The following is a 22,782-nucleotide window of genomic DNA, read 5'->3' as shown; positions in this document are numbered from 1 at the left end:
ATTACTTATTGTTATATTCTCTGCTGCCCATGCATAAACGTAAGTTTTAGTTATGTGATTAGGTATAAAAAAAGGCGCCAATTGTCTTCAATTGGCGCCTTTTGGCTGTTGTGACGGTTACTTAACAATTTACAAATCATTTTATGAACGATTTAAAGAAATTAGCCTATTTTCAAGTAAATTTGTAGGATAATTATTTTATATTTTTATTCAAATGCGGTTTGTATGTATTGCAGAGGTTAAATCTTGAAAAATGTTAAATAATTGATTTCACTAATTTGTTATTGGATCAATTTCAAGTATTAAATCCGAATATTAACTCAATCTTTAAATGAAGATTTAATTCAGTTATTTACAAAATTAAATGTTAGTTTTGAGATTATTCAGGTCAAAATTTGATGATTATGTTTGCTAATTTGGATGAAAATAAAAAATATGTGTCTACTTGTTTATATTCTTCCACCGAAGCTAAAAATTGATTTATTTCCTATCTTCGCAGGCGGAGATCCGGCAAAAGTATTTATAATATAAAGTGGCCGAAATTTCTTCAGACCACTCTTACCAAAATGGGAGCTTTTTTTAGTCTTTAAAAAATAAAATTTTATAACTTTCTTTGTTATCTGTTTCTACTAACCAAATACCCTCATCACAAATTATACTTTCATAATATAATTTTTTACCATCTTTCGATACACTTTTTACATAACTCATTACATTAGGATTTACAATCATAGCTACAAAAGTCATCTGTGAGAAAACTTTATTTTTAAATTCATCGCTAACATAGCTATTATTTATAAAAGCTTTATTTTTTAAATTACTTGTTGTATTATTATACTCAATAAAATTAATTTTTGAAATAGATCCAGTCAATTTATCAACCTTTGTAGAATATGAAAATTCAGTAAAATCATTAACTGAAACTGAAAAAATTAAATCTTTTTTATACTCCAATAAATTAATCTGTAGTCTAGAACTTGTATGTGTTTTTTCAAAAAAATCTTTACTAGCAATAGCATTAATAGATTCCCATAATTTAGTACCATTTTTATCAAACTTAAAAACATAAAAACCTTTTGGAGTAGTTACTCCATTTATTATTTTAGTTGCTTTTTCACTAAAAGCTCCGTAAACAAAAAATATCACCTGTCTTTTTATCTTCATAATAATTATTCACAGATAATGTTCCTAAACCTTTTGCAGCAGCTGTGAAAGGATTACCTGGGTTTTCGTCAGCTGACACAAAACCCTTTGGTCCTCCAGAATTATCTGATGCAATGAAAAATTTATTATTAAGTTTTAATGTCAGAGATATTTCATTTATTTTTTTGCCTACAAAATCATAAGTTGTTTTGTATAATATAGTAGTTTGAAAATCTGCAGAAACAGATTTTGTAATGATATCAAAATTTTCATTACCGTTTAATTTACAAATAAAAGATGTTTTATAATCTTGTTCTGCAAATGCATCACCTTTTAATAGAGATAAATTTGGTTTTTCTAACTTAAATCTTTTCCTTGCATTGCTAGTGATTTCAATGCTTTCTAAATAAATATCATCTTTTTCAAAATTAATTGTACCTTTTTGTTTTTGATTTGTAAAACCAAAATCATGAGAATCATTGAAAGAAGCATCAAAAAACATTTCTGACGATCTATTTTCAACAGCGCATAATACGCTATTATAATCATATCGTCCAAAATAATGGGTATTTAGATCTTCGAGCGTATCATAATTAACGGGGAAAACATTCTTATCCTGAAAAAATTTATAATTAGCCTTCTTAATTTGTGTAGCATCGTTTGCTTTATAAGTATTCTCTGTGACTGAAAATGTAGGACTCATTAACTTTTCATTTTCAAAAAGAACAGTTTTCTTTCCATTGACATCAAAGCTTAAAGCATTTGTAGTTATATAAGAATATGACATTGAAATTGGCGAACCTTTATAAACTACAATTTTTTTAGAATTAGGTAGGTATTGAAAAGTAATTGGTTCATTTCTATCTTCATATTTTTCTTCAACAATTACCGCTTGTGCAGATATATAAATTGTAGAAAAAATAGCAATACATAAAAGTATTTTTTTCATAAATTTTGTTTTTTATTTTAATTTACCTCAAAAATAAAATAAAAATTAACAAAAAAAATCGTCAAAATAAAAAATAATTATTTATCACCATAAAATTCGTAATTTACTACATCATATAAACATAAATCAATGTTATCATGGGTACATTTTTTATTATCGTATTAGTATTCGCGTTCTTTATTCTGATGTCTTCCTTTTTTAGAGTAAAACAACAATTGTCTGTAAAGAAATAAATCAAGTTTTAAAGTCCTTTGAGTAACAATTAATAATAGCAGGTATGTAGAGGAAGATTTAAATAATGATGAAAGCCTGCACCAATTTCTGAAATGTTGATTATAACTACCATGATAAATAATTATCTTCTTATTCGTTTAAATACTTCTTTACTACTCCGTTTGCCATGAATTTTAGAAAGCTTAAAATTTCTGCAGCTTCTTGAATGTAACATTAAGACAAGGAATTTCTGCAAGTATAATATTTAAAGGCTTTTGAAGCGGTTTGAATCAAGTAGGGTTAACTTGACAGGACAATCAAATCATTGTTTTTTAGACGTATTAACTGGTTAAATATGAATAAAAGAGGCAAAAAAAAAGCTAAAACTTTCATTTTAACTTTTTTTTAAGAGTGACCTCTACGGGACAAATTACTATAAATTTTATGGAGGATTTAAAGAGGTTGGCTTACTACTGGTAGGACCTGTCTTTAAATGGCTTCAACAATTTGGTTTGGATGTCCTGTTGGGGATTGATCGAAAATGAAGCGAAAAAAAACAAATCCTTATCTCTTGTTATTAAAACGGCCTTAGCTTTTTGCGGCAAAAAGGTATCAACTCCAACAGTTTTTTTTGCTATATTTGAGACTACTCAAATTAGGTTTTCTCATAGACTGACGTTTTGAGATATTTTAAATAACCTCTAATTAACTTAATTATGAATAAGATTTTTACAATTTATTCAATGACTTTAGTTTTTATATTTACACTACAAAATGTTGTTGCTCAAGTTGATACAGCAAATGATAAGGACGCGATAAAACAACTTGTGACAAATTACGAAAAAGCGTGGAATAGACATGATCCCAAAGGACTTGCAGATAATTACGATAATAATGCAACTTGGGTCAATTGGTTTGGCGCATATTATATTGGGAAAGAGGACATTCAGAATCATTATGAAATTGTTCATACAAGCTATTTCAAATCGTCTCATTATTATACTCGTGCTGTAGAAGACATAATTTTTGTAAAACCTGATGTAGCCATTTCTCACATTCGTACTGGTCTTTCAGGCGATACACGTTTTCCTGGACAAACGTTTGAATTTCGCAGAACAATCATTTTGACAAAAAAAGATGGCATATGGCTTATTTTAGCCGGACAAAACGCAAAGCTTAATGACGGAATTAAGTAATACAAAAGATATTGGCTATTGATTTGGAAAACAATGCCATTTTGGGATTGATCCTAATTTTTTGTTTTTTCGAGAAAACCTTGCGAAATTCATATTGCTTGCTGATGATTTATTTTCTCTTGATTATATGTGATACAATGTAAATAATTCAAATTGTACGTCTTTACCCGTCAAGGTATTTTTTCCTACTGATTCTACCTTGGAGTAAAGGCTAAGGTCAAGCTTATCAGTAATTGAGTCAGATACTAAAATATCTAAATCATAATTGTTACATAGCCCTTCAATTCGTGCTGTTGTGTTAAGTACATCACAGGTAAACATGATTTCTTTTTTTAAGACACCTATTTCTCCAGTTGTAACTTTTCCACAATGTAATCCTGCTTTAAATTGTGGAGTTAAGCCATATTTCTCTTTATAGGCAACTGATTTGTCCATTAACGATTCTTTCATACCAAAAAAGCACCGTATACAAGTATTGTTTTTTACTCCTTTTTCTAATCTCCGAGATATTATCATTTCATCTCCAGCATACTGATATATTTCGCCAGAATACTCATGGAACTGGTAGTTAGAATGCGCCGTTATATGATGGAGAACAAGATGCCTTACTCTGTTTCTTACATACCTGACCCATTGTGCTGGACCGAAGCGCCGGAAGATTTCAAAATATTTAAAAAACAGCGCAGCCGATGGATGAGAGGCACAATTGAAACTCTGGGCTTTCATAAAAAAATGTTCCTAAATCCAAAGTATAAAATGCTGGGCATGCTTAGTATACCTTATTGGATGTTATTTGAATTTCTTGCTCCGGCAATAGAATTTACAGGTCTTTTACTAACAATTCTGTTTATTATTTTTGGACTGCTTAATTGGTATTCCTTCTTTTTACTGATACTTTTTGTTTACTTTTTTGCTGTTATGTTTTCGGTAATTGCCTTATACAGTGAAGAGCGAACGTACCACAAATATTCAAAGCAAAGTGATTTTTTTAAGTTGCTTTTAGCTGCTTTTATAGAACCATTTTATTTTATCCCCTTGCAGTTTATGCTTCTTTAATGGGTTATAAAGAAAAACTGATGGGCAATAATGGATGGGGCGAAATGACTCGAAAAGGTTTTAGTAAGAAATAAGATTGAAATTTCTTTAGAATCTTATATTAAATTATGAACTTATAGGTACACGACCCTTATTTTAATCTTGGTTTACACCAGCGCTCACGGACTAATTTAATAGCAGGGCTGAGCAAGGTAAACTTATAAAATAAGTTTGGAATTTGAATGTTTTTGGTTCTAACTTCTTATATTACAATATGAAGATAGCGGGGATTTTGAAAATATAGAGTCTGTAGTTTAGAATCTGTTATTTACTGTCGATAATATGCTTACTAGTTACAGAAAACATTTACGAAGCTATTATTTTATCTGTTTCATGTTTCATGCGAGAGAACCGTAATTTTTTTTCTAGATTATTTAATTTCTCATTAAGGTCGTTAATTTGGGTTTGTCGCATCTGGGAATAACTTTTATCTTTAGAACTTTAAACCGATCAAAAAATGAATACCAAAGGTCATTGTTATCCAAAATACATAATTCTTCAGGCAGTATATTTCAAATTAAGATTTACACGTAGTTACCGCAATGTTGAAGAAATAATGAAAATTAGAGGAGTGATTGTGGATCATGCCACCATTCAGCGTTGGGTTTGTAAGTTTACACCTTTGATTGACTCAGAGCTGAAGAAGAGAAAGCGTAGAGTGGGGGCAGGTTGGAGGTTGGATGAGAACTATATCAAAGTAAAAGGTATTAGGTGGTATTTATATAGAGCGGTAAATAAATTAGGCAATACAGTAGACTTTCTTTTGACCAGAAGAAGACAGAGAATGAGCGCTCAGTCTTTTCTAATTAAAGCGATTAGTAATAACTGCCTGCCAAGAGTAAGGAACATTGATAAAAGCGGTCCTAATACCGCAGCGATCAAAGTATATAACAAGCGTTCGTTCTCAAAGATAAAAATTCGGCAGTGTAAATATCTCAACAATATTGTAGAACAGGACCATCGATTTATAAAATGGAGGATACAAAACGGGCTAGGATTTAAAAACTTTGAATCATCAAGACGAACATTGGGTGGAATTGAAGTTGTGCATATGCTAAGAAAGAATCAGATGATTGGACCTGGGACAAATATGTTTAAATCATTCTGTAAATTAGCATGCTAACTTTTAAATTACTTAAATATTTATATTTGATTCTAACAGGTGCGACAGAGCCCCAAAGTTTATATCTATCTAAATTATTTTCAATAAAATCAAAAATCATTGGTTTACCTTTACAGATATTGCGGGGGTTACCGTGGTACTAGGCAATTTCCTGTTTCTGAAGATCCTGTACGATTTCTTTTATACTGCAGTACAGTATTTCCATACTGTCTGCTGTCTGGGCGGTAAATTTCTTTTGGATGGCCTCCCGCTCAATGCCGGCTAAATGCATGCTTAGACTCTCCAGAAGAAACAGGTGCATCCAGATTTGAAGCTGCTCTGCGCGATGCAGTACGGTCTGGAAATCACCAGCCTTAATGGCATTTTCAAATTCCTGCACTTCAATGGGGGCTTTTTCGATAAACTTGGAGGTCACTTCTTTTTTCCACCCCGGTTTTATAAGGTCTGTTTCTTCAATGCGCGAAAGGTCGGCCTTGGGCCGTCTGGCGGATCGCGGTTCTTTTTTCAGGACGGTTTTAATCGCCTGCAGCAGTTCGTGCTGCTTAAAGGGTTTGGGAACGTAACCGTCCATGCCGGCATCGTAACAGCGGTCCTGCTCCCCGACAAAGGAGTGCGCGGTCATAGCGATAATGGGAATGGAACTTTTTAACTCCCGGCGGATAAAGCTAGTGGTCTGGTAGCCGTCGCTCACCGGCATCTGAAGGTCCATCAGGACCAGATCATAGTGATGTTCTCTGAGCAGTTCAATGCCCTGTTCGCCGTTCTCGGCAATGTCAATTTCAAAACCGAATCCCTCAATTACGTTCTGCGCTAGTTTCTGATTTAGGCGGTTGTCCTCGCAGAGTAGTATCCTCAGACTGCCCAGGTCGTTGACCGACTGGGTTTGCTGCTGTCCTGCTTGCTGAAATGTTTTCTTATAGGCGGCCGTGAAAAAGAATTCCGATCCGCCGCCTTCCTGGCTTTTGACCTGTATAGACGAGCCATGGAGTTCGACCAGCTCTTTTACAATGCTGAGCCCGAGCCCGGTGCCCCCGAATTTTCGGGTAGTGTTTTGCTCGGCCTGCGTAAAGCGCTCGAAAATGGCTTTAAGCTGCTGTTCGGGGATGCCGATGCCAGTATCTTTCACCGAGAACCGGATCAGATACTCCTCATCGGTCTGCCCTGTTTTTTTTACGGCTATGTTCACTTCACCCTCCTGGGTGAATTTCAGCGCATTTCCAGCCAGGTTCATCAGGATCTGATTGAGCCTTCCCTGGTCCCCGGATACCATGTCGGGGAGTTCCGCATCCAGGTATAGGTTGAATTCCACTTCCTTGGGAACTTTTACCTTAAGCAGGTCGTAGACGTGCCGGAGCGCCTTTTTTAAATCAAAGGGCTGGAGTTCCAGGGTAAGTCCGCCGGATTCAATCTTGGAAAGATCCAATATGTCATTGACAATCAAAAGCAGGTTATCCCCTGCCGTCTGTACATCCTTCACAAAACTGCTTTGCTGCTCATTGAGCCTGGTGCCGGCCAGGAGTTCCGTAAAACCGATAATGGCATTAAGGGGTGTCCGGATCTCATGGCTCATGTTGGCCAGGAAACTCTCCTTGGCGGCAACGGCGCGCTGGGCTATTTTTTTCTGGCGGGCCAGTTCGCTGTTTTTGGTACCGAGCTCCAGTGTGTTGATCACATGGCGGGCGACAATCAAAAGTGCGGTGCGCTGGCTGTCGTTGAGTTCCCGTGGGATATTGTCCGCGGCGCACAAAACCCCTATGTTATAGCCGTCAGGGGTTGTCAGGGGCACCCCGGCATAAAACCTGATTTTAAGGCCTCCCGTGACATCGGGATCGTCCCTGAAACGCTCATTGAGGAGCGTATCGGGAATTTCGACCAGCCTGGTATCCATGATGGTATAGCGTGAGAAGGTGATCTGCCGCGGCCCCTTGGAAGCGTCAAGGCCGATTTCCGATTTGAACAGCTGCCTGTTCTGGCCAATAAAGGTAATGTAGGCGATAGGAACCCCGCAGATGTAGGATACCAAGGCGGTGGCATCGTTAAAGGCATGCTCGGGGAGCGTTTTGAGTATATTATAGCGTTTTAAGGCGTCAAGACGTTCGGATTCATTTTGCGAAACGGGTATATCGGGAGATTCCATAGCCTAAAATTAAATCGTAAGTTACACAAAGCAGTTCTTTCTGGCGTTATATATTGGACAACAGTGTCTTATATAATTTTCAGTTCAGGATTCGCTCAAATTGAGATTATGAGAGAAAGACACTTTGTTTCTTGAAGATAGTAAGCGATTTGGTTAATGTTTTTCAAGAGCTGCGGAAAGTGGATTAAGAGTTCACCTGCAAAGAGTGAAGGGCATAGTGCTGCCTTACATGGTCCGGGTAATCTGCAAAAACCCGCCAAATACAGAAAATGCATCAGGCGGGGTGTCCATAAACATAATCTTCCATTTTATGTTTACTTAATTATTAAAGAGCCTTAATGCTTCACTTTGATTGTGCCTAAAGGCTGTACTGCAAAACTATTTAAAGGATCGTCATCTGCTTACATTATAGGCATCTGTTCAACTTCAAAGATATAATTTCTTGACTAATAGTTGTTATAGCCTGCTTAATAATTATTATAAAATTCTCATCTTTAATTTTTATAGTCCCAGAGGATGTGTATCCCAATTGCTTCGCTTTTTGGTATTGGTAATTGTTACAGGAATCTAATTCGGAGTAATTATGTAATGAATTGTATATAGTTCTATTTTTTGGAGCTTTTTCCCGCTATTCGTTGCAATCTTTTGTGCCGAACCCTCGCACAAAAGGATTTCCACTTCTATCGGGGCTAGGGCTGCGGCGGCGGGGCAATTTCGTCTTTGGAGAAAGTAAATTTGAACCTAATTGTTGTATTTCTAATTTACAGGAGGTGTAAAAATAAAGTATTTTTTTCGTAGGATATTTTCTGGTTGTTATGTCTTATAAAAAAGGAAACGAAAACAAAAAAAAATAACTAATATGTTCATTAAAAGTTTTTTAGGTAAAATAAGGCGTCAATTGTCTTCAATTGACGCCATTTGGCTGTAGTGACCTCGACTGGACAAATTTCTATACATTTTATCGATGATTTAAAGAGAATGGCTTACTACAAATAGTAGCTGTCTTTGATTGGCTTTATGAATTTGGTTTGGATGTGTTGTCGGGGATCGAAGGAAAATGTACTGCCAAAAAAGCAAATCGTAAACCTCTTTTTATTAAAACCGCCTTAACTTTTTGCAGCAAATAGATATTATCTCCATATTGTTTTAGGTAGGATTAATCCAGTATCAGAGATATATCACCATGATGGGTTTTGTTTATTACCATCAGCTTATACAGAAAGATCTGTAAAAAATTCTCCTTGGGAAAATGGAAATGGAGATCTTATAAAAGAATTAGCAGCAGCCTGCAAAGAATATGATTTAAAATTAGGACAATATCTTTCTCCATGGGATAGAAATCATGATGACTTCGGCAAACTGGAATATATTACGTATTTCAGAAATCAGCTAAAAGAATTGCTTACTAATTATGGGTATGTATTCGAAATGTGGTTTGACGGCGCAAATGGCGGAGAAGGCTACTATGCCGGAGCAAATGAAATCCGAAAAATAAACACCCTTGACTATTATAATTGGGATGAAACGTATAAGCTAATTTACCAAACAGCACTCAAAACTTTAGTATTGGGAGTTGGACCTTCAGAAGCCAGATGGATTGGGAATAAAGAAGGTCGGGCCGGAAAAACATATTGGAGTCTTTTACGTCAGAAAGATGAATTGGCAGGAAAAGTTCATTATACAGAGTTTATGTCAGGACATGAAGATGGAGAAAAATGGGTTCAGGGAGAAGCAGATGTGTCCATTAGGCCAGGATGGTTTTACCATGCTGTTGCCCTTAATCCTGTTATACACGCCGGTGAAGTTGGGGGATCTGATCATGTTTCATTTTATAAGTCTTCTATCGCAACCTAGGTTTTCATACAGGAGGCCACCGCAATATCATACACCCGAAGATGATATTGATTTGATAAATATAGAAGGAGGCGCTTTGTTATCTCAATATATTTATGATGCTTTAATGGCAATTGTAAATGATAATCAACAACTGTATTTTATTAATCAGGATTAATTATTGTATTTTCGATTTGAAGCAATATTTTTTTATAATTTATAAAAAAACATTGATATTTTGTTTTAAGTTGTATAATAATGTTAAAAAATTTTAATATTCCTATTTCATTTGCCTTAAAAATAGCAACTTTATCTATACTTTCTCTTGATTTTTATTTATTAAAATAACGTGTAAGTAACTGTATATTAGTTTATTGAGTTCAATTTTACGTTATTTAAATCTTGATTCTTAATCTACCTTTTTTTTAGTTTTTCTTTTAAGTCTAGTTTTGTTATTGTTCTTTAGATAACGGACTAATTTTCAAACACTAAATTTCAATTCACCATTTTTATTCAAATAAATAAAGATGAAGTGTCTGTTAATTATCTGGTAATTCTTTAAGGAATGATTTTAGAAAAAAGAAATACGCTTGAATAAGACTATTAACCCAAAAACCAAAATTATGAGTAATCAATTACCTACTGTCTTTTTTAAAAGACGCAAATATTATCATTTATTAATAATTTTTTTTGCTTTTATAACCTCAAATATATATTCACAACGAGGCTATTATGATGCGGTTTATGAAAAGGTATGAGGCAAACGTGGCAAAATTATCAAATGGTGCCGTAAGAATCAGAAACAGATGGCAAACAGGTGCTATCATTCATGTTGAAAACCAAACGGGTTCTGCTCAGTACAATGGAGGTCAGAACAATTGGGATAGCGCCCAATGGCAATTTCAATCGACTACAACGGCGAAAATTGATGGTAGCAAAACAGAAATAAATACCGAAAATAATGCTGCAATTGGTATTTATCCAAACCCTGCAATTAACAATGAATTTAATATTCTATTCTCAGAATTGAAAGCCGGCGAAACAGCAACTGTAACTGTTACGGATATCAATGGAAGAAAGGTTTTGGTTAACAAACTGAATTCTTCTTGAAAAATCAATCATAATTTAAGATCGGGAATATATGTTGTTACAATTAGTTCTAAGACTTTTAATGTAACTAAAAAACTGATCGTGAAATAGTCTTTTTTTAACCCGTTGAATGTAATTTAAATTAAATTAAACATGAAAAAAATTATAATTCTATTATTGGTTCTCTTCGGATTTTGTCCACTGATAACCCACGCACAAAGCGATGGATTGCCACGCGGTGCCTATGACGTGCCTTACAAACGATATGAATCTGAAAGTGCCACAAGGGGAGACGGAGCTGTGCTATATTCTTCTCCTGAATATATCATGAGCCAAATGGCAAGTGAAGCTTCTGATCAGAAATATGTAGGTCTTCCTTCCAACGGTTCATCAATCAGTTGGACGATGACAAATGCTGGCGCAGGTGTCAATATGCGCTTTACATTACCCGATGCCGGTACGACAGGACAAACCGGATCGCTCAACTTGTATGTAAACAATGTGCTGGTGAAAACAATCAACCTGACCTCTTACTGGGCTTGGCAATATTTTAATATGTACGAGCACGATCCCAGCAATCAAGGTCCAAAGGCACTCACCTTCATGCGGTTTGATGAAATACATTTCAGACTCGCTACAAAACTGAATGCAGGTGATGTTGTCAAAATTCAAAAAGATACAGGCGGTCTTGAAATCGGTGTTGACTTTATTGAAGTCGAAGAAGTGCCGGCCCCTTTAGGTAAACCATCCGGTTATGTTTCAGTGGTTGACAAAGGTGCAATTCCAAATGATGGCATTGATGATCAGGCAGCTTTTAATGCGGCTATCACAGAAGCAGATGCAGCCAACACTGGTATTTATATTCCCGAAGGACAATTTACCTTAGCAGCTTGCTGGCGCGTAGGTGCATCAAACATCGGAATAAAAGGAGCGGGAATGTGGTATACTAATGTTCACTATTCTACAAATGCATTTTTTAGCGGCGGTATGATGTCTACGGGAACCGACATGGATATTTCAGATATATACTTTAGTACAAACAATAACATACGTTGGGAAAACGGTGTGTATCGCGTATATAAAGCCTTTATGGGTGAGTATGGAGCGAACTCAAAGATGCAAAGACTTTGGATCGAGCATTTTGAATGCGGGATGTGGATTGGTGACTATGACCAAATTCCCCTCCAACATACTACAAATTTACTCGTATCCCATTGCCGGATTCGTAATAACTACGCTGATGGTATTAACTTCTGCCAGGGTACTAGTAACTCAATAATAGAATTTTGTTCTGTTCGTAACAATGGTGACGATGGTCTTGCAAGCTGGTCAGCGAAAGATATGGGTAACACCGTAGAATGCAAGAACCTCGAGTTTAGAAATAATACGATTGAAAATAACTGGCGCGCAGGAAGCATCGGTATATTCGGTGGAAGCAATCACAAGATTCATCACAACTATATTAAAGATGGCGTTGCGGGTTCAGGTATCAGGTTTACAACTGAGTTTTCAGGTTATAAGTTTGAAAACAACACCGATATGCGGATCTATGAAAACACAATAATCAGTTGTGGCACAAGTACAGATCTGGTAAATCAGGAAAAAGGTGCCATCGAATTATACGATGCTATGGGGCCTATTCAAAATATGACCTTTACGAATAATACAATCACCAACGCACAACGTCATGGTGTTATTCTCGGAGCCAATACAATCAACAACATTAAATTTGATAACCTTATCATTGACGGCACGGGCCTTGATACGGAAACCAAATCTGCATTTGCAGCGCCTTCAGGTGGATATGCAATATTTTCTTACTCGAGCAATGGTACAACAACGTTTAACAATCTGGTAACCTCAAGACTGGAAGAACCCGCGCTTGTCTACAAAGGTCAGCAAGGATATAATATTATAATTAATTCAGCACCTGCAGTTCCGGTTACAGGGGTTAGTGTTACTCCGGCCAGTTCAACACTTGCTGTGGGCGGAACACAACAACTCACACCGACAATAGCGCCATCCAATGCTACAAATAAAGCTGTCACATATTCTTCCAGTAATAATTCTGTAGCTACAGTGGGTGCATCTGGTTTAATAACTGCGGTTGCCTCAGGAACAGCTACCATCACTGCAACCACAGTTGATCAGGGAAAAACTGCAACCTGCACCGTGACGGTGAGCAATGTTCCGGTAACTGGAGTAACGGTTAGTCCAACATCCGTAACATTAGCAGTAGGAGCAACACAACAATTAACATCAACAGTTGCTCCAGCAAATGCTACAAATAAAACCGTGACCTATAGTTCTAATAATATTGGCGTAGCAACTGTAAATGCTTCCGGGTTGGTAACCGCAGTGGGTTCTGGTTCTGCTACTATTACAGTAACTACACAAGATGGTTCCAAAACAGCTACTGCTGCAATAACAGTAAATACATCAAATGTTGCCGTGACAAGTGTTAGTCTTAATCCAACAACTGTGACTTTAAATGTAGGTGCAACACAACAATTGACATCAACGTTTGCTCCGGCCAATGCTACAAATAAAACGGTTACTTATAGTTCTAATAATACTGGCGTAGCAACTGTAAATGCTGCAGGACTGGTAACTGCAGTGGGTTCTGGTTCTGCTACTATTACGGTAACTACGCAAGATGGGGCGAAAACAACTACTGCTGCAATAACTGTAAATGGATCTAATGTTGCAGTAACAAGTGTTAGTCTAAGTCCAACTTCGGCAACATTAGCTGTAGGCACAACACAACAATTAACTCCAACGATTCTGCCATCGAATTCAAGTAATAAGTCCGTTACTTATAGTTCTAATAATACTGGCGTAGCAACTGTAAATGGTTCCGGGCTCGTAACTGCAATTAGTGCAGGATCGGCAATTATCATGGTAACTACACAAGATGGAGCAAAAACTGCTACAGCCGCAATCACTGTAAATACAAACTCAAATTCAAGTTTTACAGTTAACTTTTTCAGACCTGCAACTTGGGGAACAGCAATAAAAATATATTGGTGGAGCGCAATGCCTACCGGAACATTAGCAGATGCTTCCTGGCCTGGAGTGACTATGACCGACGCTGGTAATGGCTGGTACAGTTATACTTTCACCAATATAACGGCAACCAATCTTATCTTCAATGATGGCACGAATCAAACCGCCGATTTAAACAGAAACAAAACGGGCTGGTATATAAATAACACTTGGTCTGATACCAAACCTGGAACATCAATTGCTGTAACTGGGGTAACAATTTCACCAACAACTGCGACTTTAAACGTTGCAGGAACTCAACAATTAACACCAACGGTTGCTCCTTCCGATGCTTCAAATAAAACCGTGACGTATAGTTCTAATAATACTGGTGTAGCAACTGTCAATGGTTCCGGATTAGTAACTGCAGTTAGTGCAGGATCGGCAATTATTGCGGTTACTACACAAGATGGGGCGAAAACAGCTACAGCTGCGATAACTGTAAATACATCGAATGTGGCAGTAACAAGTGTTAGTCTTAGTCCAACTTCTGTGACATTAGCAGTTGGAGGAACACAACAATTAACGCCAACGATTCTTCCATCTAATGCAAGTAATAAATTCGTTAGTTATGCGTCTAATAATAGTAGTGTAGCAACTGTAAATGGTTCCGGGTTGGTAACTGCTGTTGCTAATGGCACAGCAACAATCACAGTAACTACAGCCGATGGAAATAAAACAAGTACGGCTGCAATAACCGTAGCTACAGCTACAGGAAACTACTTTACCATTAAAAATAAATGGACCAATACGTATTTATATGATGCCGGTGCGAATGTAGGTTATGGAGCTTCTGTTGCCAACAACAATTACAAATGGGAAAAAGTAGCGGTCGATGCCACTTATTTTGTGCTAAAAAATGTAGCTACCGGAGATGTAATGCATATCGAAAATTTAACAGGAGCGGTACAGTGTACTGCCGGATTGTCTACTTGGATGAGTGCCCAATGGTTAAATGAAAATGTGGATGGTACTTGGGTAAGAATTAGAAACAGATGGCAGACAGGCGCTATGATTCATGTTGAAAATCAAACAGGTTCTGCTCAGTACAATGGAGGTCAGAATAATTGGGATAGTGCCCAATGGCAGTTTCAATCTTCTACAACGGCTAAAAATGATGTCACTAAAGAACAAATAAATACCGAAAGCAATTCGTTGATTGGTATTTATCCAAACCCTGCAATTAACAATGAATTTAATATTCTATTCCCGGAATTGAAAGCGGGTGAAATTGCAACTGTCACTGTTACTGATATAAGTGGAAGAAAGGTTCTGGTAAACAAACTCAATTCTTCTGGAAAAATCAATCATAATTTAGCTGCTGGGCTCTATGTTGTTACAATTAGTTCTAACACTTTTAATGTGACAAAAAAACTGATTGTGAAATAGTCTTTTTTTAATTCGTTGGATGTAATTTAAATTAAATAAAATATGAAAAAAATTATAATTCTATTATTGGTTCTCTGCGGATTTTTTCCGCTGATAACTCACGCACAAAGCGATGGACTCCCACGTGGAGCATATCAAATGCCGTACACCAGATATGAAGCGAATGCGGCCGCAGTGGGTGGCGGAGCTACTATGCTTGCCGCCACATTTGATCAAAAGCAAACACAATCAGAAGCTTCTGATCAAACCTGCGCGAGCCTTAACGCAACAAATTCATTTGTAAAATGGAATCTTACTTCTGCCGGTCAGGGTTTGGTTTTACGTTTTAGTATTCCTGACAACGCAGCTGGTACCGGTCAAACAGGTACGCTCGCTCTTTTTGTTGGAGGTACTTTCGTTCAGAATATAAATCTCTCTTCCAAATGGGCATGGCAATATTTTAGTCCCAATCCCAGCGATGGAACAAAAGATCCAGTGAACACACCACAATCAGGCTGGACTATGCGCATGCGTTTTGATGAAGTGCGTGTGAAACTTCCTTCATCGGTTTCTTCAGGCACTGAAGTAAGGCTCGTGAAACAAGCTTCTGATGGTATCAACTATTTGGTTGACTTTATAGAAATGGAACCGATACCTGCTGCTGTGGCTCAGCCTGCTAACGCTGTTAGTGTAACTTCTTTTGGTGCCGTTCCCAATGATGCCAATGACGACAAGCAAGCATTTGTCTCTGCAATAGCAGAAGCGAGAAATACAGGTAAAAGCATATACGTTCCTGAAGGTCGCTTTTTATTGAATAGCAAACTTGATATGATCAATATTAGTAATGTGACTTTGCAAGGTGCAGGTATGTGGCTTACCGAATTATATTTCACCGGTACTTCTTCTGGAGGTGGCGGTATTTCATCCGGTGGTACGGGTACAAATATCGATATGAAAGATTTCTTTATGAATACCGATAACACAAGCCGCACATCTGATTACAAAGGCTTTGTCGGTGGACATGGAACTAATTCGTCTATAGAGCGCGTGTGGGTTGAACACTTTGAGGTTGGTTTGTGGGAAGCGAACTTTTTCGGCACACCGGTAACCGATGGATTGTTGGTAACCAACTGTCGCTTTCGTAATAATTATGCTGATGGTGTAAATTTTTCACGCGGCACAAGCAATTCAATTTGCGAGCATTCAAACATGAGAAACAATGGCGATGATGCCATGGCTTCATGGTCATCAAATGATGGTCCACAACAATGTGTAAACAATGAGTTCAGATATTGTACGGCAGAAAATACCTGGCGTGCAGGTGGTATTGGTTTCTTCGGAGGCGGTGGACACAAAGGCCATCACTTGCTGATTAAGGATGGCGTTGAAAATGGAATACGGGTGAATTCCGATTTCCCAACAGTAGGTAGTTCATTTAGTACTACGCTTTGGATGGAAATTTATGAGACAACAGTAATAAGCTGTGGTACCAATGCAAACCTTTGGTATAACAGATATGGTGCTATAGATATTTTTACAAGGTTGTATGATGTTCAAAACTTGAGATTAAGAAATGTAGATGTTCTTAACTCGCAAAAAGACGGTGCCATGATTTACAACGTTGGTACCGCTTTCAAAATTACAAATCTTGAATTTATCAATGTGACCATTGATGGAACAGGAAAAGATAACAATGTAAATAATTACACAACAGGTACGTGGGATGATTACAAGGGCTATGGAATTTATGTATTGCCAGGTACACCAGGTACCAACGGTTCAATGACTACCACAGGTCTGGTAGTAAACGCAGCCTCAACACCTGCAATAAATAATGAATCGCCTGCAACATTTACAATTAACAACGTAGGGAACACAAGTGTTGCCAGTGTAGCGATTAGCCCTGCCTCTGCTATATCAATCCCGCAAGGCGGAACCTCACAATTAACAGCCGTTATTTCCCCAACCAATGCTACCAATCAAAATGTAGCATGGACGTCTTCTAATACTGCCGTAGCAACGGTGAGTGCTGCAGGTGTTGTAACAGGTGTTGCACCGGGTACTGCTACCATTACAGTGACAACGCAAGACGGAAGCAAGACAGCAACAAAATCTGTTACTGTAACAGCCGCTGTAAATATTACAGCTACAGATGCAACAGCAGGTGAAGGCGGTAACGTAGGCGTTTATACAATAAGCACCAGCGGTACTACTTCAAACCTTACTATCGGATATACGATATCAGGAACAGCATCAACTTCTGATTATTCGTCAAGTCCCGCATTGAGTGGATCGGTTACTTTAACTTCTGCTGCACCATCCGCCACAATCACAATTACACCCACAGATGATACGGTATTCGAAGGATCAGAGACATTGATAGTTACCCTTCAGCCTGGCACAGGTTATAACCTTGGAGGAAGTACAGCAGCGACAATAAATATTGCTGATAACGATAATCCGCCCTGCACGGCACCCGTAATTGGTTTCACTACAACCGCTCCCGCTATCGATCAGAGCATTGATGCAGCATGGGGTAATGTTCCAGCCGGTACGTTAGGCAATGTTACCATTGGTTCCTTGCCTTCAGATTTTGCAGGCAGCAAATGGAGAGCGATGTATGACAACACTAATTTGTATTTACTTGTAGAAGTAAACGATGCAAATAGGTTTAATGACTCTGGTGCATCATGGTGGGAAGATGATGTTGTAGAAATCTTCATTGATGGAAACAACAGCAAAGGCTCATCTTACGACGGAGTCGATGACTTTCAGTTAGGTTTCCGTTACAATGACACCGGCATTAAAGTAGGTGGTACATCGGTAACAAGAACTACTGGCATTGTTTTCGCGCAACACAATGTTTCAAACGGTTATAACATAGAAGTTAGAATACCATGGTCAACAATAGGTGTAATACCAAGTCTTGGAAACAAGATCGGCTTGGAAGTAGAAGTTGATGATGATGATAACGGCGGAACAAGAGATTCACAGGTATCTGCTTTTGCAACAACAAGCACAGCATGGTCTACACCAGGTGTATTTGGTACCGTATTTCTTACAAACTGCGGCACGCAACCTAATGTTCCCTTAACAGGTGTGAGCGTATCACCCTCACCATCATCAGCATGCCTGGGTGGCACAGTACAACTCACCGCTACCGTAGCACCAGTAAATGCCACAAATCAGAATGTAACTTGGAGCTCAGGGAACACTGCAGTAGCTACAGTTAATACATCAGGGCTAGTAACAGCAGTTGCTGCGGGCACAGCAGTTATCACGGTAACAACAGCTGATGGCGCAAAGACCGCAACAAGTACAATAACGGTTAGTGCATGTAACGTTTCTGTAACAGGGGTAACGGTATCACCGGCATCTGCAACACTGACAGTTGGTGCAACCCAGCAGCTTACAGCAATTGTAGCACCATCAAACGCAACGAATAAAAATGTAAGCTGGTCAACCAGCGACGCTTCGTTTGCCACAGTAAGTTCATCAGGGCTTGTAACAGCAGTTGGAGCAGGTACTGCTACGATCACCGTTACAACAGCTGACGGCGCAAAGACAGCAACAAGCTCTATCACCGTAACAACAGGCAACGTTGCGGTAACCGGTGTTACGGTATCACCAGCATCTGTATCATTGACGACAGGCGCAACCCAGCAACTCACCGCTACTGTTTCACCTGCTAATGCTACAAATAAAACGGTTACGTATAGTTCAAATAATACTGGTTTAGCAGCTGTAAATGGTTCTGGGTTAGTAACTGCAGTTAGTGCAGGATCAGCCACTATTACGGTAACTACACAAGATGGGGCAAAAATAGCAACTGCAACAATAACTGTAAGTTCATCTAATGTTGCAGTGACAAGTGTGAGTCTTAGTCCAGCTTCATTGACATTAGCAGTGGGAGGAACACAACAATTGACTCCAACGATTCTACCATCAAATGCAAGTAATAAATCTGTTAGCTATGCTTCCAATAATACTGCCGTAGCTACCGTAAATGGTTCTGGGTTGGTAACTGCAGTAGCGAATGGCACAGCAACAATCACGGTAACTACTGCCGACGGAAATAAAACAAGTACGGCTGCTATAACAGTAGCGACAGCTACAGGAAGCTACTTTACCATTAAAAATAAATGGACCAATACTTATTTATATGATGCCGGCGCCAATGTAGGTTATGGAGCTAATGTCGCCAACAATAATTATAAATGGGAGAAAGTAGCAATAGATGCCACTTATTTTGTATTAAAAAATGTAGGGACTGGCGATGTAATGAATATTGAAAATTTAACCGGTGCGGTACAATGTTCTGCCGGACCATCTACCTGGTGGAGTGCACAATGGTCAAACGAAAATGTTGATGCAACCTGGGTAAGAATTAAAAACAGATGGCAGACAGGCAGTATGATTCATATCGAAAACTTAACTGGCTCTGCTCAATATGCCGGAGCTCAAAACAATTGGGAAAGTGCACAATGGCAATTTCAAACAACTGCAACAGCTAAAGGCAATAATCAAAAATTAGAAACAACAACAGAAAATAATGTACTAATTGGCATTTATCCAAATCCTGCAACTAATAATGAATTTAATATTGTGTTACCGGAATTAAGAGCTGGTGATTGGGCAACTATTACTGTCACGGATATAAATGGAAAAAAGGTTTTGGTAAACAAACTCAATTCTTCTGCAAAAATAAGTCATAATTTAGTTGCCGGAATATATATTGTGACGATTATTTCAGAGGAATACCACGTTACCAAAAAGCTCATTATAAAATAATAGATTAAAAGCTGATCTGTGAAACATCTTAATACTGAAACATATTTAGAAAGAATTGAAGATGAAATTAATATTTTAAATATTTAACTAAAAGCCACTCATTGAGTGGCTTTGCTTTATAGTATCAAAGCAACTGCAAATACACAACTGTTGCGAATATCAAACCAATAATTAAATAAATTAGTACGGATGTTGAATATTGCTTGCGATCAATAGCAGCTAATTTTTTTGAAAGAATCTCATTTTTCCTGTCCGTTTTCAAATGATATTTATTTTCCATTTTACAACTGTATTAAAGGGTTCTGTCGCATCTAAGCTAAGTTTTATCTTTGGCTTTTTAAATTCTTAAACTCATGAATACGAAAGGTCATTGCTATCCGAAATCTATTATACTGCAGGCAGTATATTTCAAGCTTAGGTTTACATTAAGCTATCGGGATGTTAAAGAAATAATGAAGATTAGGGGAGTTATTGTGGATCATGCTGCGATCCAACGGTGGGTTTATAAGTTGAAGTTATTTTTAGCAGCTCTTCCCGCTATTTGTTCCAATCTTTTGTGCCGAACCCCGGCACAAAAGGATTTCACTGCTATCGGGGCTAGGGCTGCTGAGGAGCCCGGCTGTTTAGACTAATAAAAAATAAACAAAGTTATAAAAAAAATGCGCCAATTGTCTTCAATTGGCGCCATTTGTCTTGTTTGTGACCTCTACGGGACAAATTTCTATAAATTTTATGGAAGATTTGAAGAGTTTGGCTTACTATATTTAGTGTCTGTCTTTCATTGGCTTAAAGAATTTGGTTTTGATGTCCTGTTGGGGATTGATGTAAAAGTGTGTATTCAGTTTTTTACATATCTAGTTCTTGGATTTAATTTTGCACTATATTTATTTATTAATAATTTATCAAACTTAAAAGTAAAATATGGAAGTGGTGTGAAAAAAAGATTACACTAATTTAGCAGAAGCTGATAATAGCTAGATAGTGTGTTATAAATAAATGAGTTCTTTTAAATTGTTTAGGACCCAAAAGAAACAACGATATATCGTTTTCTTTAAAAATAACCTTCCGACTCATTATAATCCGATTTATCAATAACTTTGTTGCTTTCATTTTAACTCCGGAAAACAAAACATGAAACCGTGTGCTTTAAAAGAATACTGCATATTTGCGCTCTTGCTCATAGGGCATTCTGTCTGTATGGATGCAAAGGAAACAGACTATACGCATGGACTGGTCAAAAGTGATGAGCGTGCCTTGTCCGGCTTACACGGTATTAACAAAGTCAACACCTTATTACAGTTAAGTGACTGGTATGAATCGCAAAACTTTAAGGCAGGACAACTTCAAAAGGCATTTGATTATGCCCAGCAAGCCCTTCGGCTAAGCCGGTCTTTGCATTCTGTTCTCTATGAAGGAAAATGTTACCTGCAGCTTTCCATGTTATATCAGTTGCGAAATAACAATGAGATGATAGAACAATGTGCCAGACAGGCTATCGTCTTGCTGGAAAAGACAAATCATACAGATGACCTCGCGGAAGCTTGGGTGATGCTATGGTCAGCAAAAATGCGCGGTGAGGCACCTATGAAGGAAAAATTTATGCCGATTCGTAAGGCTGCTGCTTTGTTCAAACGGTCGGGAAATATAAAAAGAAGAAGTGACTGTTACAGGGAGATTGGTGAATTGTACTACAGATACAAAAATTTTCCCAAAGCAATGGCTTCGCTGGAAAAAGCAATGGCTCTCTATAAAAAAGCAAATCTTGAGGAGAAGGATTTTTATCCTATTTACACCAGACTTAATATACTTTATGAAACAGAAAAGAAAAACAAGGATATTATTATTCTGCGCAATCAAACCCTTCTGCAGCAAAATGAACTTAGGAATGCGGCGTTTATAAGAAATTCCATGATTATCTTTCTGGGGCTGCTTCTAATAATTCTGGGGTTGCTTTATAAGAGTTTTAAATTCAAGAAAAAAACAAACAGGACACTTGAAGGTAAGCAGGATGAGATTAATCAAAAGAATACCACCCTGCGGAATATGCTCATTGAAAAGGAATGGCTTTTGCGTGAGATTCATCACCGGGTGAAAAACAACCTACATATGGTGGTAGGACTATTGGCAAGCCAGACGGAATTTTTGAAGAATGAAGAAGCTCTGCAAGCTATCAGCAGCAGCCAAAACAGGATTCATTCCATGTCGTTGATCCATCAGAAGCTCTATCAGTCTGAGAATTTATCTATTATTAACATGCCATCCTATATTTTTGAACTGTCAGAGTATTTAAAGGATTGCTTTCAGATGGAAAAGTCAGTTCGGTTTGTTCTGGATATTGATAATTTTGATTTACCGCTGTCCCATTCCATACCTATTGGCTTGATTTTCAATGAAGCGGTGACCAATTCCATAAAGTATGCTTTCCAGGATAATGTTCATGGAATCATTGACATTTCGCTTAAAGCAGGGGATAATAATACCTTCACCTTAAAAATCCAGGATAGCGGTAGTGGACTTCCGATAGATTTTGATCCTGTTGAGAATGCTTCTTTGGGACTGAAATTAATGCGAGGGCTTGCTGAGGATATAAAAGCCGAATTTAAAATCAGCGGTGAGAATGGAACTCTTGTAGTCGTGAAGTTTACTTTAGCCCCAACCATAATTTAGGTAATTATTGGTAATTGACTTGTTATAGAATAGAAGTTATAATTAATGTTTAAAAAGTAAGTTAAAGGTTTTAGTTAGTTTCACAATCAATCGCATTAAAAAGCCTCAATACTATTTGTATTGAGGCTTTGCT

At 37.5% G+C, this 22,782-nt stretch carries 12 protein-coding genes and 1 pseudogene; 9 read left to right on the top strand and 4 right to left on the bottom strand.

Going from position 1 to position 22,782, the window contains the following annotated elements:
* Positions 1-579: 579 nt before the first annotated feature.
* The gene (locus tag EV143_RS03930; protein WP_133506677.1) at positions 580-1,164 is read right to left on the bottom strand and encodes a hypothetical protein; all 585 of its coding nucleotides are present in this window, start codon (positions 1,162-1,164) and stop codon (positions 580-582) included.
* Positions 1,118-2,092: a hypothetical protein gene (locus EV143_RS03925; protein ID WP_133506676.1), complete on the bottom strand. Its 975-nt coding sequence runs from the start codon at positions 2,090-2,092 to the stop codon at positions 1,118-1,120. The genes EV143_RS03930 and EV143_RS03925 overlap by 47 nt, the downstream gene beginning before the upstream one ends.
* 929 nt (positions 2,093-3,021) lie before the next feature.
* Between EV143_RS03925 and EV143_RS03920 the strand changes: the two genes are divergently transcribed.
* Positions 3,022-3,501 (top strand): YybH family protein, encoded by a 480-nt coding sequence (locus EV143_RS03920; protein WP_133506675.1) that lies wholly within the window; start codon positions 3,022-3,024, stop codon positions 3,499-3,501.
* A 123-nt stretch (positions 3,502-3,624) separates the two neighbouring features.
* On the opposite strand, the gene EV143_RS21420 is transcribed toward EV143_RS03920, so the two are convergent.
* On the bottom strand, positions 3,625-4,017 hold the full coding sequence (locus EV143_RS21420; RefSeq protein WP_243739786.1) for an adenylate/guanylate cyclase domain-containing protein: 393 nt from the start codon (positions 4,015-4,017) through the stop codon (positions 3,625-3,627).
* Between the two features lie 39 nt (positions 4,018-4,056).
* On the opposite strand from EV143_RS21420, the gene EV143_RS03910 reads away from it, so the two are divergent.
* Positions 4,057-4,557, top strand: a complete 501-nt coding sequence (locus tag EV143_RS03910) for a glycosyltransferase family 2 protein (RefSeq protein ID WP_243739785.1) — start codon at positions 4,057-4,059, stop codon at positions 4,555-4,557.
* Between the two features lie 496 nt (positions 4,558-5,053).
* Positions 5,054-5,719 carry an IS6 family transposase gene (locus EV143_RS03905; RefSeq protein WP_133506673.1) on the top strand — a complete coding sequence of 222 codons (666 nt, stop codon included), beginning with the start codon at positions 5,054-5,056 and terminating at the stop codon, positions 5,717-5,719.
* 139 nt (positions 5,720-5,858) lie between these two features.
* Here EV143_RS03905 and EV143_RS03900 read toward each other — a convergent pair whose 3' ends face one another.
* A complete protein-coding gene (locus EV143_RS03900) occupies positions 5,859-7,856 on the bottom strand; it encodes a GAF domain-containing hybrid sensor histidine kinase/response regulator (RefSeq protein ID WP_133506672.1) in 1,998 nt (665 codons plus the stop codon).
* A gap of 1,140 nt (positions 7,857-8,996) precedes the next feature.
* Here EV143_RS03900 and EV143_RS03895 point away from each other — a divergent pair.
* The 6 genes and pseudogenes from EV143_RS03895 to EV143_RS03860 all read left to right on the top strand — a co-directional run bounded on the left by EV143_RS03895 (position 8,997) and on the right by EV143_RS03860 (position 22,649).
* Entirely contained in the window at positions 8,997-9,710 is a 714-nt protein-coding gene (locus tag EV143_RS03895; RefSeq protein WP_317128063.1) for an alpha-L-fucosidase, read from the top strand.
* A gap of 711 nt (positions 9,711-10,421) precedes the next feature.
* Positions 10,422-10,889 (top strand): annotated as a pseudogene (locus EV143_RS03885) (RICIN domain-containing protein).
* A 42-nt stretch (positions 10,890-10,931) separates the two neighbouring features.
* Positions 10,932-15,212 (top strand): Ig-like domain-containing protein, encoded by a 4,281-nt coding sequence (locus tag EV143_RS03880; protein ID WP_133506671.1) that lies wholly within the window; start codon positions 10,932-10,934, stop codon positions 15,210-15,212.
* 42 nt (positions 15,213-15,254) lie between these two features.
* Positions 15,255-19,982, top strand: a complete 4,728-nt coding sequence (locus tag EV143_RS03875) for an Ig-like domain-containing protein (RefSeq protein ID WP_133506670.1) — start codon at positions 15,255-15,257, stop codon at positions 19,980-19,982.
* A 668-nt stretch (positions 19,983-20,650) separates the two neighbouring features.
* A complete protein-coding gene (locus tag EV143_RS03865) occupies positions 20,651-20,935 on the top strand; it encodes a hypothetical protein (RefSeq protein ID WP_133506669.1) in 285 nt (94 codons plus the stop codon).
* Positions 20,936-21,113: 178 nt separating this feature from the next.
* Positions 21,114-22,649, top strand: coding sequence for a histidine kinase dimerization/phosphoacceptor domain -containing protein (locus EV143_RS03860; protein ID WP_133506668.1), 1,536 nt, complete (start codon positions 21,114-21,116; stop codon positions 22,647-22,649).
* The last annotated feature ends 133 nt before the right edge of the window (positions 22,650-22,782 follow it).

The organism is Flavobacterium chryseum, assembly GCF_004362015.1.
Lineage (GTDB): Bacteria > Bacteroidota > Bacteroidia > Flavobacteriales > Flavobacteriaceae > Flavobacterium.
This window is presented reverse-complemented; position numbering and strand designations above follow the sequence as displayed.